Origin of the sequence: Pseudomonas sp. IT-93MI4 (genome assembly GCF_949767635.1) — a bacterium.
Classification (GTDB): domain Bacteria; phylum Pseudomonadota; class Gammaproteobacteria; order Pseudomonadales; family Pseudomonadaceae; genus Aquipseudomonas; species Aquipseudomonas putida_A.
Map to the genome: position 1 here is coordinate 95,482 of NZ_CATKPP010000003.1, position 24,658 is coordinate 120,139.

The 24,658-nt window shown below is 61.2% G+C and carries 27 protein-coding genes; 4 read left to right on the forward strand and 23 right to left on the reverse strand.

Translation table 11 applies throughout. The features are described from left to right. Positions 1-87 precede the first annotated feature (87 nt). Positions 88-1,275: an MFS transporter gene (locus tag ACM6I7_RS02570; RefSeq protein WP_003222953.1), complete on the forward strand. Its 1,188-nt coding sequence runs from the start codon at positions 88-90 to the stop codon at positions 1,273-1,275. Positions 1,276-1,329: 54 nt separating this feature from the next. On the opposite strand, the gene ACM6I7_RS02575 is transcribed toward ACM6I7_RS02570, so the two are convergent. Continuing rightward, positions 1,330-1,734 (reverse strand): type II toxin-antitoxin system HicB family antitoxin, encoded by a 405-nt coding sequence (locus tag ACM6I7_RS02575; protein ID WP_414887903.1) that lies wholly within the window; start codon positions 1,732-1,734, stop codon positions 1,330-1,332. After that, entirely contained in the window at positions 1,734-1,946 is a 213-nt protein-coding gene (locus ACM6I7_RS02580) for a type II toxin-antitoxin system HicA family toxin (RefSeq protein WP_027613935.1), read from the reverse strand. Before ACM6I7_RS02580 ends, ACM6I7_RS02575 begins: the two co-directional genes overlap by 1 nt. A 267-nt stretch (positions 1,947-2,213) precedes the next feature. On the opposite strand from ACM6I7_RS02580, the gene ACM6I7_RS02585 reads away from it, so the two are divergent. Continuing rightward, complete coding sequence (locus ACM6I7_RS02585) at positions 2,214-3,101, forward strand: LysR family transcriptional regulator (RefSeq protein WP_414887904.1); 888 nt, start codon at positions 2,214-2,216, stop codon at positions 3,099-3,101. A gap of 106 nt (positions 3,102-3,207) precedes the next feature. On the opposite strand, the gene ACM6I7_RS02590 is transcribed toward ACM6I7_RS02585, so the two are convergent. The 10 genes from ACM6I7_RS02590 to ccmA all read right to left on the reverse strand — a co-directional run bounded on the left by ACM6I7_RS02590 (position 3,208) and on the right by ccmA (position 10,590). Further along, positions 3,208-3,612 (reverse strand): hypothetical protein, encoded by a 405-nt coding sequence (locus tag ACM6I7_RS02590; RefSeq protein WP_134785764.1) that lies wholly within the window; start codon positions 3,610-3,612, stop codon positions 3,208-3,210. A gap of 27 nt (positions 3,613-3,639) precedes the next feature. Then, complete coding sequence (ccmI, locus tag ACM6I7_RS02595; RefSeq protein WP_414887905.1) at positions 3,640-4,842, reverse strand: c-type cytochrome biogenesis protein CcmI; 1,203 nt, start codon at positions 4,840-4,842, stop codon at positions 3,640-3,642. Then, positions 4,839-5,309, reverse strand: a complete 471-nt coding sequence (locus tag ACM6I7_RS02600; RefSeq protein WP_003222948.1) for a cytochrome c-type biogenesis protein — start codon at positions 5,307-5,309, stop codon at positions 4,839-4,841. Before ACM6I7_RS02600 ends, ccmI begins: the two co-directional genes overlap by 4 nt. Beyond that, positions 5,306-5,842, reverse strand: a complete 537-nt coding sequence (locus ACM6I7_RS02605; protein WP_150367860.1) for a DsbE family thiol:disulfide interchange protein — start codon at positions 5,840-5,842, stop codon at positions 5,306-5,308. Before ACM6I7_RS02605 ends, ACM6I7_RS02600 begins: the two co-directional genes overlap by 4 nt. Then, positions 5,839-7,827 carry a heme lyase CcmF/NrfE family subunit gene (locus tag ACM6I7_RS02610; protein WP_414887906.1) on the reverse strand — a complete coding sequence of 663 codons (1,989 nt, stop codon included), beginning with the start codon at positions 7,825-7,827 and terminating at the stop codon, positions 5,839-5,841. Before ACM6I7_RS02610 ends, ACM6I7_RS02605 begins: the two co-directional genes overlap by 4 nt. Before the next feature lie 3 nt (positions 7,828-7,830). Continuing rightward, on the reverse strand, positions 7,831-8,286 hold the full coding sequence (gene ccmE, locus ACM6I7_RS02615; RefSeq protein ID WP_414887907.1) for a cytochrome c maturation protein CcmE: 456 nt from the start codon (positions 8,284-8,286) through the stop codon (positions 7,831-7,833). Beyond that, positions 8,283-8,459, reverse strand: a complete 177-nt coding sequence (ccmD, locus tag ACM6I7_RS02620) for a heme exporter protein CcmD (protein WP_097090129.1) — start codon at positions 8,457-8,459, stop codon at positions 8,283-8,285. The genes ccmE and ccmD overlap by 4 nt, the downstream gene beginning before the upstream one ends. After that, positions 8,456-9,211 carry a heme ABC transporter permease gene (locus tag ACM6I7_RS02625; RefSeq protein WP_047599963.1) on the reverse strand — a complete coding sequence of 252 codons (756 nt, stop codon included), beginning with the start codon at positions 9,209-9,211 and terminating at the stop codon, positions 8,456-8,458. Before ACM6I7_RS02625 ends, ccmD begins: the two co-directional genes overlap by 4 nt. A 78-nt stretch (positions 9,212-9,289) precedes the next feature. After that, the gene (gene ccmB / locus ACM6I7_RS02630) at positions 9,290-9,958 is read right to left on the reverse strand and encodes a heme exporter protein CcmB (RefSeq protein WP_003222942.1); all 669 of its coding nucleotides are present in this window, start codon (positions 9,956-9,958) and stop codon (positions 9,290-9,292) included. Further along, positions 9,955-10,590 (reverse strand): cytochrome c biogenesis heme-transporting ATPase CcmA, encoded by a 636-nt coding sequence (ccmA, locus tag ACM6I7_RS02635; protein ID WP_045122041.1) that lies wholly within the window; start codon positions 10,588-10,590, stop codon positions 9,955-9,957. The genes ccmB and ccmA overlap by 4 nt, the downstream gene beginning before the upstream one ends. Positions 10,591-10,787: 197 nt before the next feature. Between ccmA and ACM6I7_RS02640 the strand changes: the two genes are divergently transcribed. After that, entirely contained in the window at positions 10,788-12,368 is a 1,581-nt protein-coding gene (locus tag ACM6I7_RS02640) for a flagellar hook-length control protein FliK (RefSeq protein ID WP_414887908.1), read from the forward strand. Continuing rightward, complete coding sequence (locus ACM6I7_RS02645) at positions 12,365-12,694, forward strand: EscU/YscU/HrcU family type III secretion system export apparatus switch protein (RefSeq protein ID WP_183781929.1); 330 nt, start codon at positions 12,365-12,367, stop codon at positions 12,692-12,694. Before ACM6I7_RS02640 ends, ACM6I7_RS02645 begins: the two co-directional genes overlap by 4 nt. A 45-nt stretch (positions 12,695-12,739) precedes the next feature. Here ACM6I7_RS02645 and ACM6I7_RS02650 read toward each other — a convergent pair whose 3' ends face one another. From ACM6I7_RS02650 to ACM6I7_RS02700, 11 genes are all read right to left on the reverse strand, one after another. Continuing rightward, positions 12,740-15,181, reverse strand: coding sequence for a carbohydrate-binding protein (locus ACM6I7_RS02650; protein WP_414887909.1), 2,442 nt, complete (start codon positions 15,179-15,181; stop codon positions 12,740-12,742). Positions 15,182-15,416: 235 nt separating this feature from the next. After that, positions 15,417-15,809 carry a DUF2802 domain-containing protein gene (locus ACM6I7_RS02655; RefSeq protein ID WP_007961680.1) on the reverse strand — a complete coding sequence of 131 codons (393 nt, stop codon included), beginning with the start codon at positions 15,807-15,809 and terminating at the stop codon, positions 15,417-15,419. Continuing rightward, positions 15,810-16,295, reverse strand: coding sequence for a chemotaxis protein CheW (locus ACM6I7_RS02660; RefSeq protein WP_003222936.1), 486 nt, complete (start codon positions 16,293-16,295; stop codon positions 15,810-15,812). Between the two features lie 90 nt (positions 16,296-16,385). Beyond that, entirely contained in the window at positions 16,386-17,348 is a 963-nt protein-coding gene (locus tag ACM6I7_RS02665; protein ID WP_414887910.1) for a CheW domain-containing protein, read from the reverse strand. Between the two features lie 105 nt (positions 17,349-17,453). Further along, positions 17,454-18,242 carry a ParA family protein gene (locus tag ACM6I7_RS02670; protein WP_003222933.1) on the reverse strand — a complete coding sequence of 263 codons (789 nt, stop codon included), beginning with the start codon at positions 18,240-18,242 and terminating at the stop codon, positions 17,454-17,456. Between the two features lie 43 nt (positions 18,243-18,285). Then, entirely contained in the window at positions 18,286-19,176 is an 891-nt protein-coding gene (gene motD, locus ACM6I7_RS02675) for a flagellar motor protein MotD (RefSeq protein WP_414887911.1), read from the reverse strand. Positions 19,177-19,191: 15 nt separating this feature from the next. Then, complete coding sequence (locus tag ACM6I7_RS02680) at positions 19,192-19,932, reverse strand: flagellar motor protein (RefSeq protein WP_007967839.1); 741 nt, start codon at positions 19,930-19,932, stop codon at positions 19,192-19,194. Further along, positions 19,932-21,068, reverse strand: a complete 1,137-nt coding sequence (locus tag ACM6I7_RS02685) for a protein-glutamate methylesterase/protein-glutamine glutaminase (RefSeq protein ID WP_095139385.1) — start codon at positions 21,066-21,068, stop codon at positions 19,932-19,934. The genes ACM6I7_RS02680 and ACM6I7_RS02685 overlap by 1 nt, the downstream gene beginning before the upstream one ends. A gap of 49 nt (positions 21,069-21,117) precedes the next feature. Beyond that, positions 21,118-23,400 (reverse strand): chemotaxis protein CheA, encoded by a 2,283-nt coding sequence (locus ACM6I7_RS02690; protein WP_414887912.1) that lies wholly within the window; start codon positions 23,398-23,400, stop codon positions 21,118-21,120. Between the two features lie 54 nt (positions 23,401-23,454). After that, positions 23,455-24,243, reverse strand: a complete 789-nt coding sequence (locus ACM6I7_RS02695; RefSeq protein WP_027613919.1) for a protein phosphatase CheZ — start codon at positions 24,241-24,243, stop codon at positions 23,455-23,457. A 17-nt stretch (positions 24,244-24,260) separates the two neighbouring features. Further along, complete coding sequence (locus ACM6I7_RS02700) at positions 24,261-24,632, reverse strand: chemotaxis response regulator CheY (protein ID WP_024012118.1); 372 nt, start codon at positions 24,630-24,632, stop codon at positions 24,261-24,263. Positions 24,633-24,658 lie beyond the last annotated feature (26 nt).

A 24,658-nucleotide genomic window follows, 5' to 3' on the forward strand; every position in this document is an offset into this window, starting at 1 on the left:
TAACTGATATCGATACAAGGCTTCTACCGCCGCTTCGGTGCGTCCCTTAGCCTCACCGCATTCCCTTTCGCTGGATCGAGAAACCTTATGAACGCCACAACTCACGCAATGACCCGAGGCATGGTGCTGCTGTTCGCCTTCTGCTGCGGCGCGATCGTCGCCAACATTTACTACGCGCAACCCATCATCGGGCTGATCGCGCCGGACATTGGTCTTTCCGACACCATGGCCAGCTTCATCGTCTCGCTGACGCAGATCGGTTATGCGCTGGGCCTGTTCTTCCTGGTGCCGCTGGGCGACCTGCTGGAAAACCGCCGACTGATGATCATCACCACTGTAGTGGCGATTGCCAGCCTGCTCGGTGCAGCGTTCACCAGCCAGCCGAATGTGTTTTTGCTGATCTCGTTGCTGGTGGGCTTCAGTTCGGTGTCGGTGCAAATCCTGATTCCGCTGGCCGCGCACCTGGCGCCGGAAGAATCCCGGGGCCGGGTGGTCGGCGGGATCATGGGCGGCTTGTTGCTGGGCATTCTGCTGGCGCGACCGGTGTCGAGCGTGGTGGCTGACCATTTCGGCTGGCGTGCGATGTTCATGATTGCTGCGGCGTTGATGGCAGCGATCAGCGTGGTGCTGGCGCTGACCGTGCCCAAGCGCCAACCGGATCACAGCGCGTCCTACGGCCAGTTGCTCGGCTCACTGTGGACGCTGCTGCGCCAACAACCGGTGCTGCGTCAGCGGGCGTTTTATCAAGGCTGCATGTTCGCCACCTTCAGCCTGTTCTGGACAGCGGTGCCGCTGGAACTGGCGCGCAACCATGGCCTGTCGCAAAGCGAGATCGCGATCTTCGCGCTGGTCGGCGCCATCGGTGCAATCGCCGCGCCGATCAGCGGACGCCTGGCTGACGCTGGCCACACCCGCATCGCTTCCTTGCTGGCCATGCTGTTCGCCAGCCTGAGCTTCCTGCCGGCCTTCATTCACCCGGCCTACAGCGTCATCGGCCTCGCGGTGACCGGCGTGGTACTGGACTTCTGCGTGCAGATGAACATGGTTCTCGGCCAGCGCGCGGTCTACTCGCTGGACGCCAAAAGCCGTGGTCGCCTGAATGCGCTATACATGACCAGCATCTTCATCGGCGGCGCCTTCGGCTCGTCGGTTGCCAGTGCGGTGTATGAGCATGGCGGCTGGTTGTGGATCGTGATTGTCGGCAGCGCGTTCCCGCTGCTGGCGCTGTTGCGGTTTTTGAGTGCTTCGCAGCGTGGTTCTTTGGCAACGGCATAGGCATCCAGGCTCGCTCCCACAGGTTGCTCACTGGGCCTGTGGGAGCGAAGACGCTTAATACCGAACCAGTTTTTCCATCGCCGCATCCGCCAGAAACGAAGAGCGGCTTTTGACATTGTGTTCACGCACATAGCGATCGATGCGCTGTATCACATAGCCTGGCAACGTCACGTTGACCTTCTCGGTCTTGCCCATGTACGGCGAGATATCCAGCTCGAGCATCCCCCAGCCCATGCCGGCAAACTCCGGATTATTGCGATGGGCCGCTGCCGACGTCGGCATCGGAATCGATTCCCCGTCCGCCGCCATCTCCTGCAACATGAGATGGGCGACTTCAACGGCTGCGTTATAGGCGTCCTCGAAAGTGTCCCCGGCCGTGACGGCGCCGGGAATGTCAGGTATCTGAATACCGATGGCGGTGTTGTCGTCACCCCATTCGATGCAGATCGGATATTGCATTATGGATCTCCCTTGTAGCTGGCTGGCGGGTGGTACAACCCGGCACGCCTCCTGATGCTTTTGACCGTCCCCAGCGGCAAATCCTTTTTAGGGTGAGGAACGGGAATGGTGTACGGGTTGTAACGATGCGTGAAGATGTGATGACTGCCGGTGACTCGATCCAGCGTCCAGCCTGCCTCCTCCAGCTCCTTGATCAATAGCCTGCTTTGCACCTACCGCCTCCTTGCTTCGGCCGAATAAAAGTAACCCTAGAGTTATCTTTACTCAAGCACATAAATCTGCAGGACGACGTTTGGTTGTTTTACCGCATGTGATTGAATGGACGCGGATTACACTCAGCACCCTATTCCCTGTGGGAGCGGGCTTGCTCGCGAAGGCGTTGGATCAGCCAATACATGTGCTGAATGTCAGACCGCTTTCGCGAGCAAGCCCGCTCCCACAAGGGGACTACGACAACTTTCAGATTTGCAGGAAGAATGATGGACCGCCTCGCCGCCATGGAAACCTTCGTCTACGTGGTCGAAACCGGCTCCTTTTCCGCCGCCGCCCGACGGCTGAATATCGGCCAGCCCGCCGTGTCGAAAACCATCGCTCAGTTGGAAAAACGCCTGGCGGTCAGCCTGTTGCTGCGCTCGACTCGCGGCCTGACCCCGACCGAAGCCGGACTCGCGTTTTTCGAACGGGCCAGACGCGCCATCGACGAAGCCAACGAAGCCGATAACGCCGCCCGTGGCAGCGCCAGCGGTTTAAGCGGCAACCTGCGGATCAGCGCTGCGGTGACTTTCGGCCGCCTGCACGTCGTGCCGCAGCTGGGGCCGTTTCTCGAGCAGCATCCACAGCTGAACATCGACCTGATGCTCGATGACCGCAATATCAATCTGGTCGAAGAAGGTATCGACGTCGCCCTGCGCATGGGCCCGCTCAGCGACTCCAGCCTCACCGTGCGTAAAATCGCCGACTGTCGCCGCGTAGTGCTCGGCACCCCGGCCTACTTCGCCCGCCACGGCGAGCCGAGCTGCCCTGCCGATTTGGATAAGCACCAAGGCATCGTCTACAACCTCAGCGGCGGCGCCACCTGGACCTTCACTCAGGGCAGCGAACAACAGACGCAAACCCTCACCGGCCGCCTGCGGGTCAGCGCCGCCGAGGGTTTGCGTGCAGCCGTGCTGGCCGACCAGGGCCTGACCATCGCCTCGCAATGGATGTTCGCCCCGGAGCTGGCAAGCGGTGCGGTCAGGGCGGTGATGAGTGACTGGCGTTTGCCGGATCAGGACTTGTGGGCGGTGTTTCCCACGGGGCGGATGGTCAGTGCGAAGGCGCGGGAGTTTGTGGATTATGTGCAGGGGTTGTTGACCAGCGGATTGTGAAAAACAGCTAATCAAAAGATCGCAGGCTTCGCCAGCTCCTACAGGGACATCATCAATGCCCGGCAACACACAAAAAAACGGCGATCCAGAGATCGCCGTTTGTTCATCACTGCCCGAACTGTTTGCCCAACCCCGGCGGTACGCCGTGGATATCGGTGTCTTCCCAAGGGCCGTTGGGGCTGACGGAGCGAGTCCAGCCGTTGTTCCAGCGGAAGTAGGTGCGCTGGCGGTAGAAGGTGTTGGGCTGGTCGTCGAGGACGTAGACGCCGAGCTTCTGGTCCCAGTGGCTGTTGCCGCCCGGTGGTGGGGCGAAGCTGGCTGAGGTGCGCGGGACTGGCTTGGACGGTTTGGCCGGGATGCTTTTGCCCGGGGTCGGCGAGGTCGACGGGGTCGGGCTCGGTTGTGACGGCGGGATCGGCGGTAGGTTGGTGGTCGGTTCCGGCCGGTGCACCGCACATGCGCTCATGCTCAAGGCCAATGTGATGACGGAGATGCGGGCGAGGCTGTGCATGGCGGTGCTTTCCTGTGGGTTCCGGAGTTATTTGTCCGGGCTGTCGATGGTCAGTGTTTGCGGCGCGGTGGTGCTGCTGGCCAGCGGGCCGCTGCGACCTACCCACTCCCCTGCGGTCGGCTGACCGGCACGGGAAATGCGCGCAACCAGTTGGACTTCAGGAAAGTTCGACAGTTTCAACTGCGGCATCATCGCGTCGGCATCGCCCAGTTCGACAGTGACCGGCAGATCGGCCACGGTCAGACGCTTGGCCGCCAGCGGTGCCGGTGGGCCGGAAACGGCGCGGGCGAAGATGAACACGCTGTCGCCCGGTTGCACCTTGCCTTTGAGTTCGCTGGCCAGATCGACGCGCACCTTGAGCAGAGCGGCAACCTTGGCTGCTGGCGCGGCCGCGTCCTTACCGCCACTGGCTTGCAGGCGCTCGGTGGCTCGCTCGATCCCGCCCTGCAAGGCGGCGCGTGAGTTGTCGCCCTCTGGCAACTGCGCCAGCAGCCGGTTCCAATAGTCGATTGCCTGCTGATAACGCTCACCCTCGAACGCGGCGATGCCGAGCAGGCCGAGGCTGGTGACTTCTTTCGGATCGGCTTTCAGCGCTTCATCGGTCAGGGCCTGGATCTTGTCCGACCACTTTTTGCCATCGGCGAAATACTGCGCCTGCGCCCACTGACCAAGCAGCTCCGGCTGGCGACCGGCCAGGTTGGCGGCGCGTTCGAACATCTTGGCCGCATCTGCCGGACGATCCTGGGCCATGTAGGTGCGCCCGAGGAAGTACAGGCCTTCCGCCGAATCCGGTTGCGCGGCGACGGCACGCTCCAGACGCCGGGTCATCTCTTCCATCGACTGCGGCGCCTGGGCGAATTCGCGGGTCAGTTCGACTTTATCGGCAGCACCGAAATGCAGGTACAGACCCAGGCCCAACACCGGCACCAGCACCGCCGCCAGCAGCGGCAACGGCTTGCCCAGTTTCGACACACGCGGTGCGGCAACGCCTTCGGTATCGGCGAGCAGCTCACGCGCAGCTTCCGCGCGACCGCTGTCCATTTGCGCGGCATCGAGTACGCCTTCAGCCTGCTGCGCTTGCAGCTCGGCCACGCGCTCCTGATACAGCGCCACGTTCAGGGCAGTTCGATCCTCTTCACGCTGGGCGCGACGGCCACGCAAAACCGGGATCAGCAGAAAACTCAGGGCGACCAGAAGCAACAGCCCTGCGGCAAGCCAGAAATCAATCATTCTTGGTTTTTATCCAACAGTTGGTCGAGGCGCTGACGCTCTTCGGTGGACAGCGATGGCGGGGTCTCGGTGCGTTGCGCGCGGCGTCGGCGAACGATCACTGCGATCACCACCAGACCGCCGAACAACAGGCCGGCCGGGCCGAACCACAGCAAGGCTGTCTTTGCATTGAGCGCCGGTTTGTAGCGGACGAAATCACCGTAGCGATCGACCATGAAATCGATGATCTGCTGATTGTCCTTGCCCTCGCCGAGCATGCGGAAAATCTCTTTGCGCAGGTCGGCGGCAATCGGCGCGTTGGAATCGGCGATGTCCTGGTTCTGGCACTTGGGGCAGCGCAGTTCCTTGGTCAGTTCACGAAAGCGCTCGCGATCACCTTCCTTGGCGAACTCGTAGGTGTCGATCGCGGCATGCGCCACACCGGCCAGACTCAGGCCCAAGACCACGGCAGCGATAAAGCGCTTCATGGCTTGGCCTCATCGACCAGTGCCTGATACTTGGCTGCGAGTTTTTCGCGCCAGACCTGTTCGTCGATCACCCCGACGTACTTGTCGCGGATGATGCCCTTGGCGTCGATGAAGAAGGTTTCCGGCGCGCCGTACACGCCGAGGTTGAGGCCCAGCGAACCTTCGTCGTCACGGATATCCAGCGAGTACGGGTTGTGGAATTCGGCCAGCCACTTCAACGCATCGGCGTTGGTGTCCTTGTAGTTGATGCCGTAGATCACCACGCCGCGCTCGGCCAGTTTGTTCAGCACCGGGTGCTCGACCCGGCAGGAAATGCACCAGGTGCCCCAGACGTTGACCAGTGCCGGTTTGCCGAGGATGTCGGCCTTGGTCAGGGTCTTGTCGCCCTGCACATTCGGCAGGCTGAATTCCGGGAAGGGCTTGTTGATCATCGCCGACGGCAGTTCCGCCGGATCGAGGTACAGACCGCGATAAAGAAACACCGCCACCAGCAGGAAAATCGCCAGGGGTACCAGCATCAACCAACGTCTCATGCAGCCGCTCCTTGCAGGCCGAGGGCTTCACGCACCCGGGCTTTGACCTTGACTCGATAACGCCGATCCAGCGCCGCCAGCAATCCGCCCAGACCGGTCAGCAGACCGCCGAACCAGATCCAGCGCACGAACGGTTTGACGTGAACCCGTACCGCCCACGCGCCGTTTTCCAGCGGCTCGCCCAATGCGACGTAGAGATCCCGGGTGAAACCGGCGTCGATCCCGGCCTCGGTCATCATCGAACTCTGCACGGTGTACAGGCGCTTTTCCGGGTGCAGCACGCTGACTTCCTTGCCGTCGCGGATCACCCGAACGGTGCCCTTGTCGGAGGTGAAGTTCGGCCCTTCGAAGTGCTTGGCACCTTCGAACACAAACTGATAACCGGCCAGGGACATCGACTCGCCCGGCGCCAGACGCAGGTCGCGTTCGGCACTGTTCTGACTCGACAGCACCACACCGAGGGCGCATACGGCGATGCCGAGGTGAGCGATCTGCATGCCCCAGTAGCTGCGGGTCAGGGTTGGCAGGCCTTTGATCAGGCCCTTGTGGCGAGTCTTGTCGAAGATGTCGCGCACACCGGCGAGCAGCACCCACGCAGCGAGCAGGAACGTCGCGATCACCGCCCAGTTGAAATCGCCGTAAGCGACACCGGCCACCACGGCCAATGCGACGCTGCCGAGCAGCACCGGGGTCAGCATGTTCGCCAGCCATTTTACCGGGGTGTCTTTCCAGCGGACGATCACGCCGACCGCCATCACCAGCATCAGCAACGCCATCAACGGGATGAACAGCGCGTTGAAGTACGGCGGGCCTACCGACAGCTTGGCGCCGCTGATCGCATCAAGAATCAGCGGATACAACGTGCCGAGCAGAATCATCGACGCCGCCACCACCAGCACCAGGTTGTTGCCCAGCAGCAGGGTTTCCCGCGACCACAGGTTGAAGCCGACCTGGCTCTTGACCACCGGAGCGCGCAACGCAAACAGCGTCAGCGAACCGCCGACCACAAACAGCAGGAAGATCAGAATGAACACGCCGCGCTCAGGGTCGGAGGCAAACGCGTGCACCGAAGTCAGTACACCGGAACGCACGAGGAACGTGCCAAGCAGGCTCAGCGAGAACGCGGCAATCGCCAGCAACACCGTCCAGCTCTTGAACACGCCACGTTTTTCCGTGACGGCCAGCGAGTGAATCAGCGCGGTGCCGACCAGCCATGGCATGAACGAGGCGTTTTCCACCGGGTCCCAGAACCACCAGCCGCCCCAGCCGAGTTCGTAGTACGCCCACCATGAACCGAGGGTGATGCCGATGCCGAGGAAGGCCCAGGCGACAATCGTCCAAGGGCGCGACCAGCGTGCCCACGCGGCGTCGAGACGACCACCGAGCAGTGCAGCGATGGCGAAGGCGAACGCCACCGAGAAGCCGACGTACCCCATGTAGAGCATCGGCGGATGCACAATCAGGCCGATGTCTTGCAGCAGCGGATTGAGGTCACGACCGTCGGCCGGAATCTGCGGCAGGATCCGCGAGAACGGGTTGGAGGTGAGGATCAGGAACAACAGGAAACCGGTGCTGATCATGCCCATCACCGCCAGCACACGGGCGAGCATGACTTGCGGCAACTGCCGGGAGAACACCGACACGGCGAAGGTCCAGCCACCGAGGATCAACGCCCACAGCAGCAGCGACCCTTCGTGGGCGCCCCACACCGCGCTGAACTTGTAGTACCACGGCAAGGCGCTGTTGGAGTTCATCGCCACATAACCGACCGAGAAATCGTCGGTCATGAACGCGTAGGTCAGGCAACCGAAGGCAAACAGCAGGAACGCAAACTGACCCCACGCTGCCGGCTGGGCCAGGCCCATCCACATACGATCGCCGCGCCACGCACCGAACAGCGGCACCACGGCCTGCACCAGCGCAAAACACAGCGCCAGAATCATCGCCAGATGGCCGAGCTCGGGAATAAACAGTGCAGAAGTCATCAATCAACCCTCCTTCGCTGGGGTCGGTGCCGATTGACCACTGTCTTTCAGCGCTTTGGTCACTTCCGGCGGCATGTACTTCTCGTCGTGCTTGGCCAGCACTTCATCGGCCACCACCACGCCGTCGGCGTTGAGTTTGCCCAATGCGACGATGCCCTGCCCTTCGCGGAACAGATCCGGGAGGATCCCGCGGTAGGTGATGGTCACGGCTTTGTTGAAGTCGGTGACAACGAATTTGACGTCCAGCGAGTCCGGCGAACGCTGCAGCGAGCCCTTCTCGACCATGCCGCCGGCGCGGATGCGCGTGTCGTGCGGCGCTTCACCGTTGGCGATCTGGGTCGGCGTGTAAAACAGGTTGATGTTTTCCTGCAGGGCGCTGAGGGCCAGGCCGACGGCAGCGCCGACCCCGACCAGGATCGCCAGAATGATGGTCAGACGTTTTTTGCGCAGCGGATTCACTTGCCGTTCTCCCGGCGCAGACGACGCGCCTCTTGTTGCAGATAGCGCTTGCGGGCCGCGATCGGTGCGACCACGTTGAGGATCAGCACCGCCAGACAGATGCCGTAGGCCGTCCAGACATACAGACCATGGTGGCCCATGGCGAGGAAGTCGCCGAATGAAGCAAAACTCATCGCGCGGCCTCCAGGCTGTTCTGCACTTCTTCTTTCACCCAACTGGCGCGGGCTTCGCGCTTGAGCACTTCAAGGCGCATGCGCAACAACAGCACGGCGCCGAAGAAACAGTAGAAACCCAGCACCGTCAGCAACAGCGGCAGCCACATTTCAGCGGGCATTGCCGGTTTTTCCGTGAGGGTGAAGGTCGCGCCCTGGTGCAGGGTGTTCCACCACTCCACCGAGTATTTGATGATCGGAATGTTGATCACCCCGACGATCGCCAGCACGGCGCAGGCCTTGGCGGCGCTGTCGCGGTTGCTGATGGCATTGCCCAGCGCGATCACGCCGAAATACAGGAACAGCAGAATCAGCATCGACGTCAGCCGCGCATCCCAGACCCACCACGAGCCCCAGGTCGGCTTGCCCCAGATCGCCCCGGTGACCAGCGCCACAGCGGTCATCCACGCGCCGATCGGCGCCGCACATTGCAGGGCGACGTCGGCCAGTTTCATTTTCCACACCAGCCCGACCACGCCGCACACCGCCAGCATCACGTAGATCGACTGCGCCAGCATTGCCGCCGGCACGTGAATATAGATGATGCGGAAGCTGTTGCCCTGCTGATAATCCGGCGGCGCGAAGGCCAGGCCCCAGACGACGCCAATGCTGATCAGCAGCAACGCGGCAATGCTCAGCCACGGCAGAAACCTGCTGCTGATGCCGTAGAACCACTTGGGCGAGCCGAGCTTGTGAAACCAGGTCCAGTTCATACTGTTTCCATCACGGGTGCCGCTCATCGGTGTGAGCAGTCTCAGGGTCTTTGCTGGTTAAATTTTAACCAGACCTCATTATTCGCCGACGCTGATCTTCAGGCCAGCCGCTATTGCAAAAGGTGTCAGGGTGATCGCCAGGGCGGTCAGGCTACCCAGCCACAGCAGATACCCGGTCGCCGGCATCCCTTGCAGGGCGGCCTGCAAAGCGCCACTGCCCAGGATCAACACCGGGATGTACAACGGCAGAATCAGCAGCGCCAGCAACAGGCCGCCGCGTTTCAAACCAACCGTCAGCGCCGCGCCCACCGCACCGAGCAGGCTCAGCACCGGTGTACCCAGCAGCAACGACAACAGCAACACCGGCAGGCAGGCGACCGGCAAACCGAGCATCAACGCCAGCAACGGCGAGAGCAGAACCAGTGCCAGTCCCGAGAACAGCCAGTGTGCCAGCACCTTGGCCAGCACCAGTAGGGGCAGCGGGTGCGGCGAAAGGACCCACTGTTCCAGGGAGCCATCTTCGAAATCACTGCGAAACAGTCCGTCCAGCGAAAGCAGGACCGACAACAACGCGGCCACCCAGACTAACCCCGGGGACAGGTTTTGCAAGACTTGAGTTTCCGGGCCGACGGCCAGCGGGAACAAGGCGATGACGATGGCGAAGAAAATCAGCGGATTGGCCAGTTCCGCCGGGCGACGAAACAGCAAACGGGACTCACGGGCAACCAGCAGGCCGAACACACTCATACTGCCCAGTTCCCCAGATCGATATCGCGATAACCGGCCGGCATCCGGCTCAGTGTGTGGTGCGTGGTCAGAACCACCAGACCGCCGCGCTCGCAGTGCCCGGCCAGGTGTTCTTCAAGCTGCGCCACGCCCTGTTTGTCGAGCGCGGTGAACGGCTCGTCGAGAATCCACAGCGGCGGGCTGTCCAGATACAGCCGCGCCAGCGCCACGCGGCGTTGCTGACCGGCGGACAGGGTGTGGCAGGGAACATCTTCGAATCCGCGCAATCCTACGGCTGCCAGTGCCTGCCAGATCGCCTCGCGTTCGGCCGGCCGATGCAGGGCGCAGAGCCAGGACAGGTTCTCTTCCGGGGTCAGCAGGTCCTTGATCCCGGCAGCGTGGCCGATCCACAACAGGTTGCGCGCCAGTTCGCTCGGTTGTGCAGTCAAGGGCTGGCCGTTGAGCAGCACTTGACCGCTGGTCGGCTGCATCAACCCTGACAACAGACGCAGCAGGCTGGTCTTGCCGCTGCCGTTGGGGCCGCTGATCTGCACCATATCGCCACTGGCCAGTCTTAATTCGAGATTTTCGAAGAGCAGCCGCAGGTCTCGCTCACAGGCAAGGGCAACGGTTTGCAGGACAGGACTGGTCAAGGGATCACGGGCCTTATACGGTTCAAGTCGGCTCTGGCGCGGCCGTTAAAGAGATGCAGGATAAATGCAATGACGGTGCGAAGCAGAGAGCTGGATCAAACAATTGCTATGTTTTCTGAACGAAGCGCAAGACGCGCGGCATTATACATGCCGTGCCTTACTCCCAAGAGCGCAATTTCCTCAGGTTGTGTCCGCGTATGACAGGCGAAATGAACATCCTCCCGCTCCCGCCCACCACCCCGGCGAACACGCGTCCGCTGGTGATGAGCGGTGAGTTGCTCAAGCTGTTGACCCCGGTCGAAGGCTTGATCGGCGCCGGGCAAAGCGCTCAGGCCGAGGTGTTGTCACTCAAGCAGGCGGATCAGACCTTTCAACTGCTGCTCAAGGTCACCGTCGACGGCGGTCGGCAGACCACCGTGCAAGCCAGCAGCAACCTGCCGCTGCCAACCGGCACCAACCTGGCCGTCACTCAGCCGTCGGCGGGCAATCTGGCGATCACCGTGCAACAGGCCATCGCCAGCAGCGTCGCCGCCCTCACCCGCATCGATACGGCGCAGTTGCCGGTCGGCACGTTGCTGCAAGGCAAGGTGCTGACCTCGCAGACACTGCCGCAAGTGCCGGGACAGCCGACGGTGTACCGCTCGCTGGTGAGCCTGCTCAACACCGCGCAAAGTGGCGCCACACTGGACATCGACAGCCCGACGCCACTGCGCATCGGCACCCTGCTCTCGGCACTGGTCGAAGATTCGCAAACCCTCAAGTTCGTGCCACTGAGCAGCCGTCAGGAGCAATTGGCGGTGAGCCAGCAACTGCTCGGCCAACAGACTCGCCAAGGTTCGCTGGACGGTTTGCTCAATGCTCTGCAAAACCTGCCGAGCGACGACGATCAGACCTCGCAGGATCTGCGCGCTGCCGTCACGCGCCTGCTCGCCAACCTGCCCGATGTGCAGCAAATGAGCACCGCCAAAGGCGTGGCCCTGGCCCTGGCCAACAGTGGCGCCTTCCTCGAAGCCAAATTGCTGACCGGACAGAATCCGGCGCTGGCCCCGGACATGAAAGCCGATCTGCTCAAGCTGATCGCGCAACTGTCGCCGGGTGCGCCGGGCAATGCCAGTTTCAACGCGATCATCGCTGCAAACACGCTGGCGCAAGCACTGCCGAGCTTCGTGCGCAACGCCCTCGGCACCCTCGGTCAGGTCAGCGCCAAACCGCTGCCCAGCAGTTTCCCGCTGCCCGACCGCCTGCTGCAAAGCCTCGAAGGTGAAGGCGATCTGGAACATCTGCTACGCCTCGCCGCGGCAGCCGTGTCGCGCCTGCAAAGCCATCAGCTGTCGAGCCTGGAACAGACCGGTGTCACCGATGACGGCCGTCTGCTCAGCACCTGGCAGCTGGAAATCCCCATGCGCAACCTGCAGGACATCGTGCCGTTGCAGGTCAAGTTTCAGCGCGAAGAAGCGCCGGAAAGAGAACCGCAACCCAACGAACGCCGTGACGAACGCGAGCCCAAACAGCAGCTGTGGCGCGTCGACCTGGCGTTCGACATGGAGCCGTTGGGGCCGATGCAGATTCAGGCGCAGTTGATTGCCGGCAGCCTGTCGAGCCAGCTCTGGGCCGAACGCCCATACACCGCCGACCTGATCGGCAACAATCTGTTCGCCCTGCGCCAGCGCCTGCTCGATCGCGGCCTGAATGTCGGCGATCTCGACTGCCACCTCGGCACCCCGCCGCAAGGCAACCAAACCCGCCTCGAACATCGCTGGGTCGACGAAACCGCATGAACGACTCCACTGCTCCACGCCAGGCCATCGCCCTCAAATACGACGGCAACAACGCCCCGACCCTCACCGCCAAGGGCGACGAGGAACTGGCCGAAGAAATCCTGCGCATCGCCCGCGACTGCGAAGTGCCGATCTATGAAAACGCCGAGCTGGTGCGGCTGTTGGCGCGGATGGAACTGGGCGACAGCATTCCCGAGGAGCTGTACCGCACGATCGCCGAGATCATCGCGTTCGCGTGGAATCTGAAGGGGAAATTCCCCGAGGGGCAGGATCCGGATGCGCCGATGGTCGAGAAGGACGTTACCGAACGCGGGGCTGATTACTAGGCCGCGCCGGATACAAGCTCAAGTGCACGCGTCCCCGCTCGACATTCAGTTCAAGCGCGCTCGCCACTGCAGGTTCGCCCATTCAAACCGTGGTGAACGTCCATAATCCTTGATCTCGAGGGGCCTACCTTGCTCGGACAGATTCAGTGCCTTGAAGCCGATTTTCCCGATTCGCCAGTAATACTCATGCACAGGATCGTTGACGCGATAGGGAAGCAGGATCTGCCTGCCCGTCCCCAGCCCATAAGGCCGCACGTCGGCCCAATTAAGCACGCTCGTCTCGAAAGCCGGAGACGAAGGCTCTTCGAACTCTCCGCCGCCAAGATTTGCGACTTTCCAGAAATTGATATCACTACCGTCTGATCGAGCGTGCAGCACCCATACATCGGTCAGTTTGGTAATCGGCGAATCCAGCACTGCGGTCTTTGAACGCGCAGAATAGAAGCCCCGCAACTCCAAGGCTTTCTCAAAATCCAGAGAACGGCCGCTGCTCCTGTAGGTGAGCAGCTTCAAGAACTGTGCACTTGAATCAACAGCGAGCACATCATCTTTGCCATCGCTGTCCAGCCTGGCGCTGTAGAAATGGACCGGCAATGGGTTTTTTCGAGCATCTCCCCAGTGAGCAGGAACGCCCAGACTCGCCCCTTTATTCTCCATCAGCCAAAAATCGGACACTGTGTTATTCAGGGTTTGCACGATCAACACATCTTGCTTGCCGACGCCTCTGAAGTCGCCAGCCAGATATTGCTGAGCTTGCCGGTAGGCATGCCCTTGCGGAACCGAACGCCAGATAACCGGATCAGCAAAATGCCCGCCTTCATTCTTCAATAGCCTGAAAATGGTTTCGTCAGCGTTTCCGGGCGATATCGCCATCAGATCAGCCTTGCCGTCACCTGTGAAATCCGCCAGCAGATAGCGCGTAGTGTCGTAGCAAAGGGCTGTAGCACACCCGGAATCAAAAGAGTCTGGATCAAATAGAAGTCTGTCCTCATACCATTTCTCGGATGCAATCGCGTCTGCGTCCAGCGACGTGACCCAAATATCGACACCTGGACCATCCTGCCGGCGCTGCACTTGTACCGTCCGGTTCGTCCCGTCACCGATGACATCCCCCGTCAGCGCCACTTCCATCGAATCATTGCTGTCGATGTTATCGATGCTGCGCACCCACAACGTAGAACCCGCAAACTCCCTGCAATCCGCTATCAAGCTCGGCTGTACTCCGTCCAGGCATTGCCCCTGCGCTCCGGGAACATAGATTTTCCCGAAATCCCACGGAGTCCAGTGTTGAGAGGGCTCATTGCTTTCACATGCGCGTTCGACCAATTGGCCATTCTGACGCGCTATGCAATGGCCAGAGGCTGTTTTCAGCAGTGCAACTCCCCTGCTCGCGCCGACTGCAATGTCGGAGGGCACAAACGCCCAGCGCTGGTCAGCGTCTGGCTCACATCCATCCAGTGTCACCTGCTGCCCCAATCCATTGGCAACCAGGCACTGTTGCGTCTGGAAATTGACTAGCGGTCTGAAAGGGATATTGACCAGTGGCCCGGCAGCGTGAGCATGGCTGAGCGTGAAATTGAGTCGCGCCACCCAATTGCCATTCCAGGTGGCTTCACTGTACGCACTGCTGACTGGCTCAGCCCCTTCAAAATGAAAGTAACTGGCGACAACATGCCGTTTCGCCTGCACCGCTGCCGGGTCCACGTTAGGAGCGACGGCCGCCGAGGGATAGGTCTCGTGATAAACCACCGGGATATCTGCACTGATCCCGCGCAAGGCCAGGCGCGTCAAACGTGCCGAATAAATATGGTCAGGATGCTCCGTGTACGGGACGGTGTCCGGATTGAGTGCATACACCCGGGTGGCTCCTTCATTGACGATCAGCTCAGTCAAGAGCTGCACAAAAGATGTTCGACTGTAGAGGTTTACCGGACCTGAAGCCGAGTCCAGATAGGGCCAACTCCGAACAGTTTTATCGAGGTCGAGCAAATCGGCCAGCGGCACATCTCCACCACGAACGTCCCCTCCCGGCACACGCAAAAATATGAGCTTCAATCCAGGTCGCTCATTGGCCTTGACGCTCATCACAATGGCTGAATCAGTGAATATCAGGTAAGGCGTCCATCCGGTCGCAAAACCCAGCATTTTCTCATAGGCTTTTGTCGATGCGCTTTCGCGCTTCAGTACATAGTCGAAGCCGGCGCCAGAACTGCCACCGTTCATGAAGATACTGGTCACACAGCCGCCGGCAGCCAGAACTTGCGAAATCCGCGGATCAATAAACAGCAGATCGTCGTCCATATGCGCAACGACATTGACCAGGTGGACACCGTGACAATTTTGCCGGTCGGCCATATTGGCTTCTGGAGCAAGCCTGCTGACCTGAGCCTGACAAGCCGTCAGGAGCAGCACGACTGCCAGCCACAGGGCGGCAACACCGGGTGACTGCACTTTTCTCGCGCGCTCGATTCTGGCTGGCAAATGCATACCCACTCCACGATTGGCTGGATCGGTGAATTGGCGATCAGACGCGTCTGCCTGAAAAGCCGACGGGACTATCGCGAGTCACGAGCAGTGTGAGGAGCGATGAGCGAAATTCTCTACTGTCAGAAATAACAGTTCAGACAGACGGCCATGGGCGAATCAGGCAACAAAATCGAGCGCAAAAAAAATCGCCGGCATGACCGGCGATTCTTATTCAAATGACATGCCTCAACGCATATCAACTTCTGTGCAGCTTGCGCATCAACTCCGCCTCAGCCTGGGTCAAGCCGCAGGACTGGGTCAGCTCATCGACGCTCGCGCCCATGCCCACCAGTTTCGCCGCCTGGGCGAACGACAGGCTCGACGGGTCGCGTTGTTCCAGCGCGACTATCTTGTCCGGCAACGGACCGACGACCGAGCGCAGCTCGTGCAGGGCTTCGCCCATGCGCACGTTGCCGTTCTGGTAGTCGTCGACACGCTTGGCCAGGTCCTTGATGCGCTGATCACGCAGCGCATCGCCCTGAGCCTGTTGCGCAGCGATCACCCGCTGCGCCTTGATGTACGCCAGAAACATTGCCAGCGTGCCTGCCCAGAAGAGGAACAGGACAATGACCGCAACCTCGAGAATCAATCAGATGCTCTCCAGTTCCGACCATTCTTCTTCGCTCATCATCTTGTCCAGTTCGACCAGGATCAGCAACTCGTTGTTCTTGTTGCACACGCCCTGGATGAACTTGGCCGACTCTTCGTTGCCGACGTTCGGCGCAGTCTCGATTTCCGACTGACGCAGGTAAACCACTTCGGCCACGCTGTCGACCATGATCCCGACCACTTGCTTGTCGGCTTCGATGATGACGATACGGGTGTTGTCGCTGATCTCGCCGCTGTTCAGGCCGAAGCGCTGACGGGTGTCGATCACGGTGACCACGTTACCGCGCAGGTTGATGATGCCCAGCACGTAGCTTGGCGCACCCGGTACCGGCGCGATTTCGGTGTAACGCAGGACTTCCTGAACGCGCATCACGTTGATGCCGTAGGTTTCGTTGTCCAGCTTGAAGGTCACCCATTGCAGGATCGGATCTTCAGAACCTTTTGCATTCGTCGCCTGACTACTCATACCCTGACCCCTCGAAAAAACCGCACTGGGCGGTGTGTGTTCTGTGTGGAGGCATTGAAAAATGCCTTCGCCTGACTGTTATGTCGGCTGCTATGTCGATTTATGTAGCGGCTTGTGGCCGCCCAAGTGCTTTGCCCCGCCGCTGGCGATCAACTCGGCCAGCGCGGCTACATCAAGTAATGCACACATGTGCTCGATCACCGTGCCGGCAAGCCATGGCCGCTGACCCCGGTGACTTCTCCATTTGATTTCATTCGGATCCAGACGCAACGAACGGCTGACCTGATGCACCGCCAGGCCCCACTCGTAGCCTTGTACCGAAATCACGTACTGCAGGCCCTGACGGAAGTCATCGCGATAGCGATCCGGCATGACCCAACGCGCCGTGTCCAAGACTTTCAGATTGCCGGCCTGGCTCGGCAGAATCCCGAGGAACCATTCCGGCTGCCCGAACAGCGGCGTCAACTCGTGGCCGGCCAGCGAATAGATCGAACCGAGGCACACCAGCGGCACCGCCAGTGTCAGTCCGGCAACATCGAACAACAGGCATTCGAAGGCTTCCGAAGCCCAGGCCGGACGGCCATCGGTTTCCACCGGGGGCGGCGTGTTGCTCGGTGGCAGGTGCACTTCCACCACTGGCGGCACCAGCGTCTGTTCGACGGGTGCCGGTACCACCGGCGCCGGTTCGGCCACGACCGGTTCCGGCGCGGTTTTCAGCAATTGGGTTTGCAACAGCGGTGCGAGTGTCGAAACCGGCGCGCGCGGCGGCTCGGCTTCTTCGATCAACGCCACTGGCGCCTTGGCGATCGGTGCGGCGGCAGGCGCGACAACCGGGGCGGCAGGTTTGGTGGTTTTCTGCGCATCACGCGCCTGCTCTTCCAGTACCGCAGCCTGGAATTCATCCAGCGCCGCAGCGCTTTCGACCACCTCGACCGGCGCCTCGACCGGCACTTCCACTGGCGGCAACTCGTCAGGGATTTCCTGCAGCAAGCTGTCCAGATAGGACTGCAACGCCAGTTGCGGACGCGATGTCAGCTTGATTGGGCGGTTCATCGGTCAACAGCGCCAGACAGGAGAACCGCGTCGCCTGCTTCGCGAGCAGGCTCGCTCCCACAGGATTTGTGCAAGTCAGGCATGGGTGATCGGAACACGGTCATCTCAAGCCACCTGCGGAACAAGTTGTTGCGCCAGCAGATGCTTGAGCAGCGCGCGGTAAGCCAGCACGCCACGACTCTTGCCGTCGAACTGCGAAGGCGTGACCCCGGCCCGGCTGGCGTCGCGCAGACGCGTGTCGACCGGGATGTAACCCTGCCAGATCTCTTCCGGGAATTTGTCACGCAGCACGCGCAAGGTGCCCAGCGACGCTTGGGTGCGGCGGTCGAACAGGGTCGGCACGATGCTGAACGGCAGCGCCTGTTTGCGCGAGCGGTTGATCATCGCCAGGGTGTTGACCATGCGCTCCAGACCTTTGACGGCCAGGTGCTCGGTCTGCACCGGGATCACCAGTTGCTGGCTCGCGGCCAGGGCGTTGACCATCAACACGCCGAGCAACGGCGGGCTGTCGATGATCGCGTAATCAAAGTCCTGCCACAGCTGCGCCAGACTCTTGGCGATCACCAGGCCCAAACCACTCTGCCCCGGCGACTGGCGCTCAAGGGTGGCGAGTGCGGTACTCGACGGCAACAGGGAAATGCGTTCGTCGCTGGTCGACAGCAGCAACTGTCCGGGCAAGCCTTGCGGCACGCTGCCCTTGTGCAGAAACAGGTCGTAGTTGCTGTGTTCCAGGCTGTCGGGGTCGTAGCCGAAATAGCTGGTCATCGAGCCGTGCGGGTCGAGATCGACCACAACCACGCGCTTGCCCGCCTCCGCCAGCAATCCGGCTAAAGCGATGGAAGATGTGGTTTTACCGACACCACCCTTTTGATTGGCGACTGCCCAGACTCTCATTCGGTTCGTTCCTCCCGGCCGAGATGCTCGACCGAGACATAGCTCAGCGTATTAATGCGGGCGACGGAGAATTGACGGCACTCTCGCGTCCCGGCGTCTTGACCGGGGACGGTGCAGTTTGTGTGCCAGCGCGCTTCAATGCCGCGTCCGGTTGCGCATTGGCGGTACCGGTACCGGTCAGGCTGCGGCGCACATCGAGGTTGCGCGACACCACCAGCACCACACGACGGTTTTTCGCCCGGCCTTCGGCGGTGGCGTTGTTGGCCACCGGCTGAAACTCACCGTAACCCACCGAGGCCAGACGCCCGGGGTTGACGCCCTGCATCGCCAGCATCCGAACGATACTCGACGAACGCGCCGAGGACAGTTCCCAGTTGGTCGGGTACTGCGCGGTGCGGATCGGCTGATCGTCGGTGAAGCCTTCGACGTGAATCGGATTGTCGAACGGTTTGAGGATCGCCGCGACCTTGTCGATGATGTTGAACGCGATATCACTCGGCATTGCGTCGCCACTGCCGAACAACAGGCTGGAATTGAGTTCGATCTCGACCCACAACTCGTTGCCGCGCACGGTCATCTGGTTGGAAGCGATCAAGTCGCCGAACGCGGCACTGATGTCATCGGCAATGCTTTTCAGCGGATCGCTGGCCCCGGCGATACCGGCATCGACCTGCTCGCTGTCCTTGACCAGCGGCTTGGCCGGGGTCACGGTTTTCGGCCGTTCCTCACCGATCGGGATCGGCTTGAGCGAGCGATCGGAGTCAGTGAAAACCCCGATCAGCGCCTCGGAAATGACCTTGTACTTGCCTTCGTTGATCGACGAGATGGAATACATCACCACGAAGAACGCGAACAGCAGCGTGATGAAATCCGCGTAGGACACGAGCCAGCGCTCGTGATTAACGTGTTCTTCCTGATGCCTGCGGCGAGCCATAGTCCATTACCCCCATCAATCCATGAAGCCCTGAAGCTTCAGCTCGATAGAGCGAGGGTTTTCACCTTCGGCGATCGACAAAATACCTTCCAACAACATTTCGCGATAACGCGACTGCCGCAACGCGATTGACTTGAGCTTGGCCGCCACCGGCAGCAACACCAGGTTGGCACTGGCCACGCCGTAGATGGTCGCGACGAATGCCACGGCAATACCGCTGCCCAATTGGGTCGGATCAGCGAGGTTGCCCATCACATGAATCAGGCCCATCACCGCACCGATGATGCCGATGGTCGGCGCATAGCCGCCCATGCTTTCGAAAACTTTGGCAGCCTCGATGTCGCGGGCTTCCTGAGTGTAGAAATCCACTTCGAGAATGCTGCGGATCGCTTCCGGCTCGGCGCCATCGACCAGCAGTTGCAGGCCCTTGCGCGAGTAGTTGTCCGGTTCGGCATCGGCCACGCCTTCCAGCCCGAGCAAGCCTTCCTTGCGTGCGGTGAGGCTCCAGTTGACCACGCGGTCGATGCCGCCGGCCAGGTCCACCCGTGGCGGAAAAAGGATCCAGGCGAGAATCTGCATGGCGCGCTTGAAGGCGCTCATCGGCGATTGCAACAGCGCGGCACCGATGGTGCCCCCGAGCACGATCAGCGCCGCCGGGCCGTTGGCCAGCGCGCCGAGGTGGCCGCCTTCAAGGAAGTTGCCGCCGATGATGGCGACGAACGCCAGAATAATCCCGATAAGGCTTAGAACATCCATCAGATACACGCCTCGACGATGTGCTTGCCGATGTCGTCCAGGCCGTAGACCGCGTCAGCCAGATCAGCTTTGACGATGGCCATCGGCATGCCGTAGATCACGCAGCTTGCTTCGTCCTGCGCCCATACCGAGCTGCCGCCCTGTTTGAGCAGACGCGCGCCTTCACGACCGTCGGCGCCCATGCCGGTGAGCACCACCGCCAGAACTTTGTCACCGTAGGATTTGGCTGCGGAACCGAAAGTGATGTCCACGCACGGCTTGTAGTTCAGACGCTCGTCGCCCGGCAGGATTTTCACCGCGCCACGGCCGTCGATCATCATCTGCTTGCCACCCGGGGCCAGCAGCGCCAGGCCCGGACGCAGGATGTCGCCATCCTCGGCTTCCTTGACGCTGATGCGGCACAGCTTGTCCAGACGCTCGGCAAAGGCCTTGGTGAACGCCGCGGGCATGTGCTGGATCAGCACGATCGGCGCCGGGAAGTTCGCCGGCAACTGGGTCAGCACCCGTTGCAGGGCAACCGGGCCGCCGGTCGAAGTGCCGATGGCAACCAGTTTGTAGGCTTTGCGTTTCGGTGCCGGCGACGACGCGCTGGCGGCTGGCGCACGCGCAGGTGCTGGAGCAGGCGCCGGACGCGTCGGTGCAGCAGCGCTGTGGCTGCTGAAGCTCGAAGCCGCCGGGGCTGGCGCAGGCGTCGGTGCAGCGGCCGGAGCCGGCGCACTGTAGGCACTGAAACGACGATTACTGCGCGAGATGCTGTGGACCTTCTCGCACAGCAGTTGCTTGACCTTCTCGGGGTTGCGCGAGATGTCTTCGAAATTCTTCGGCAGGAAATCCACCGCGCCGGCGTCCAGCGCATCCAGGGTGACCCGGGCGCCTTCGTGCGTCAGCGAGGAGAACATCAACACCGGGGTCGGGCAGCGCTGCATGATGTGCCGCACCGCCGTGATGCCATCCATCATCGGCATCTCGTAGTCCATGGTGATCACGTCCGGCTTGAGGGCCAGGGCCTGATCGATCGCCTCTTTACCGTTGGTGGCCGTGCCGACCACCTGGATGCTCGGATCCGCTGAAAGAATTTCCGAGACGCGGCGGCGGAAAAAACCCGAATCGTCCACCACCAGGACTTTGACTGCCATAAACACTCCATTAGGTGCGGCGGGACGTCGTCGCCCCGCTGCCCCGGATTCAAATACGCTTCGTCGCGTAACGCTTGAGCATGCTTGGAACATCGAGAATCAGCGCGATGCGGCCGTCACCGGTGATGGTGGCGCCGGACATGCCCGGAGTGCCCTGCAGCATTTTGCCCAATGGCTTGATGACCACTTCTTCCTGGCCGACCAGTTGATCGACGACGAAGCCGATCCGCTGGGTGCCCACCGAAAGGATCACCACATGGCCTTCGCGCTGCTCTTCGTGAGCGGCGGAGCTGACCAGCCAGCGCTTGAGGTAGAACAATGGCAGCGCCTTGTCCCGCACGATCACCACTTCCTGGCCATCCACCACGTTGGTGGTCGACAGGTCGAGGTGGAAGATTTCGTTGACGTTGACCAACGGGAACGCAAACGCCTGATTGCCGAGCATCACCATCAGGGTCGGCATGATCGCAAGCGTCAGCGGCACCTTGATGACGATCTTCGAGCCCTGGCCCTTGGTCGAGTAGATGTTGATCGAACCGTTGAGCTGGGAAATCTTGGTTTTCACCACGTCCATGCCGACACCGCGGCCGGACACGTCGGAGATCTCGGTCTTGGTCGAGAAACCCGGGGCGAAGATCAGGTTGTAGCACTCGGTATCGCTCAGGCGATCGGCCGCGTCCTTGTCCATCACACCGCGTTTTACCGCGATCGAACGCAGGACGTTCGGGTCCATGCCCTTGCCGTCGTCGGAGATCGACAACAGGATGTGGTCGCCTTCCTGCTCGGCTGCCAGCACCACGCGACCGCCACGGGCCTTGCCCGAAGCTTCGCGTTCTTCCGGCGATTCGATGCCGTGGTCGACCGCGTTACGCACCAAGTGGACCAACGGGTCGGCCAGGGCCTCGACAAGGTTTTTGTCGAGGTCGGTTTCTTCACCCACCAGTTCCAGGTTGATCTCTTTCTTGAGCTGACGCGCGAGGTCGCGAACCAGACGCGGGAAGCGCCCGAAGACCTTCTTGATCGGCTGCATCCGGGTCTTCATCACCGCGGTCTGCAAGTCAGCCGTGACCACGTCGAGGTTCGACACAGCCTTGGACATGGCTTCGTCGCCGCTGTTGAGACCCAGGCGCACCAGGCGGTTACGCACCAGCACCAGCTCGCCGACCATGTTCATGATTTCGTCGAGACGCGCGGTATCGACCCGCACGGTGGTCTCGGCTTCGCTCGCCGGTTTTTCCGGCGGCGGAGCAGCGGCAGCACGGGCCGGGGCCGGTGCAGCAGCGGCGGCCGGTTTTGGCGCTTCGGCTTTCGGCTCAGGCTTGGGCGCAGCCTTCGGCGCAGCAGCCGGAGCGGCAGCAGCCTTGGCGGCAGGCGCGGCCACAGTCGACGCGGTGCCCGCAGCAGCGGCGCCAACGTCGGTGAACTTGCCTTTGCCGTGCAACTCGTCGAGCAGCGATTCGAACTCGTGATCGCTGATCAGATCGCTGCCGGCAGCGGCGGCCGCCGGTGCGGCAGGCGCAACCGGTGCCGAGGCGATCGCCGACTCCAGCGCTTCCACGGCAAAGTTGCCCTTGCCATGCAACTGATCGAGCAGTGCTTCGAATTCGTCGTCGGTGATGTCCGAGCTGTCGCCCGCCGCCGGTGCCGCCGGAGCAGCCGCAGTCGGTGCGACGGCGTCTGGCGCGAACTGGCCTTTGCCGTGCAGTTGATCGAGCAACGACTCGAATTCGGCGTCGGTGATTTCATCGCTGGCGGCCGCATCGGCAGCCGGCGCAGGTGCAGCAGCAGCCGGGGCTTCGGCTTCGGCCTTGACGGCGTTCAGCGAATCCAGCAGCTGTTCAAATTCGTTATCGGTGATGTCGCCCGAATCGCTCGCATCGCCTTCGACGACCAGCTCTTCGATCATCTCGGCCACTGGCGAAGCCGGGGCTTCGTCGGCCGTTTGCGGCTCGGCCAGACGCGCCAGCGCGGCCAGCAGTTCCGGGGTTGCAGCAGTGATCGGTGCACGTTCACGGACTTCGCTGAACATGCTGTTCACCGCGTCCAGTGCTTCAAGCACCACGTCCATCAGTTCTGCATCAACGCGACGCTCACCCTTGCGCAGGATGTCGAACACGTTTTCGGCGATGTGACAGCACTCCACCAGCTCGTTGAGCTGAAGGAAGCCGGCGCCCCCTTTTACAGTGTGGAAACCGCGAAAAATTGCGTTGAGCAGATCTGCGTCATCCGGGCGGCTTTCCAGCTCGACCAGTTGCTCGGACAGTTGCTCAAGAATCTCGCCGGCCTCAACCAGGAAATCCTGAAGGATCTCTTCATCGGCGCCGAAGCTCATTAATGGGGTGCTCCTACAGGTCTAAAAACCCAAAAAACCTAAAATTCCAAAACTCTAGAATCCGAGGCTGGATAACAAATCGTCCACATCGTCCTGACCGGACACAACGTCTTCTCGTTTATCGGCATGAATCTGCGGACCTTCACCCTGCGAGAGATGTTTTTGTGGATCTTTTTCTGCAAGCATCGCGGCACGGTCGTGTTCGATGCCCGCAAAGCGGTCAACCTGACTGGCCATGAGGACGAGTTTGAGCAAATTGCTTTCGACTTCGGTGACCAGTTGGGTCACACGCTTGATCACCTGACCTGTGAGGTCCTGGTAATCCTGAGCCAGCAGGATGTCGTTGAGGTTGCTCGACACCGCACGGTTGTCCGTGCTGCTGCGTGACAGAAAACCGTCGACCCGGCGCGCCAGTTCGCGGAACTCTTCAGCTCCGACTTCACGACGCATGAAGCGGCCCCAATCGGTGCTCAGCGCCTGGGCTTCTTCAGCCAGGCCATTGACCACCGGGGTGGCGCTTTCCACCAGATCCATGGTGCGGTTGGCCGCGGCTTCGGTCAGCTTGACCACATAGCCCAGGCGTTCGGTGGCGTCGGTGATTTGCGACACTTCCTCGGCCTGCGGCATGTGCGGATCGATCTGGAAATTGACGATCGCACTGTGCAGTTCGCGTGTGAGCTTGCCCACTTCCTGATACAGGCCGCGGTCACGGGTCTGATTGAGCTCATGGATCAGTTGCACAGCGTCGCCGAACCTGCCTTTTTCAAGGCTCTCGACCAGTTCGACCGCGTGTTTTTTCAGGGTCGACTCGAAATCGCCCTGTGAAGATTCGTTATGCTCCATAGCTCCCCCGCGCGTCATCAGCCGATGCGTTCGAAAATCTTCTCGATTTTGTCTTTCAACGCCTGAGCCGTGAAAGGTTTGACCACGTAGCCGTTCACACCGGCCTGAGCGGCTTCGATGATTTGCTCGCGCTTGGCTTCAGCGGTCACCATCAGCACCGGCAGATGCTTGAGTTTTTCATCGGCACGCACGTGGCGCAGCAAGTCGATACCGGTCATGCCCGGCATGTTCCAGTCCGTTACCAGAAAGTCGATGCTGCCGCTGTTGAGTACCGGAATGGCGGTAGTGCCATCGTCGGCCTCGACGGTGTTGGTGAACCCGAGATCGCGCAGCAGGTTCTTGATGATCCGCCGCATCGTTGAGAAGTCATCAACGATGAGGATTTTCATGTCTTTGTTCAATTCGACCTCCAAGC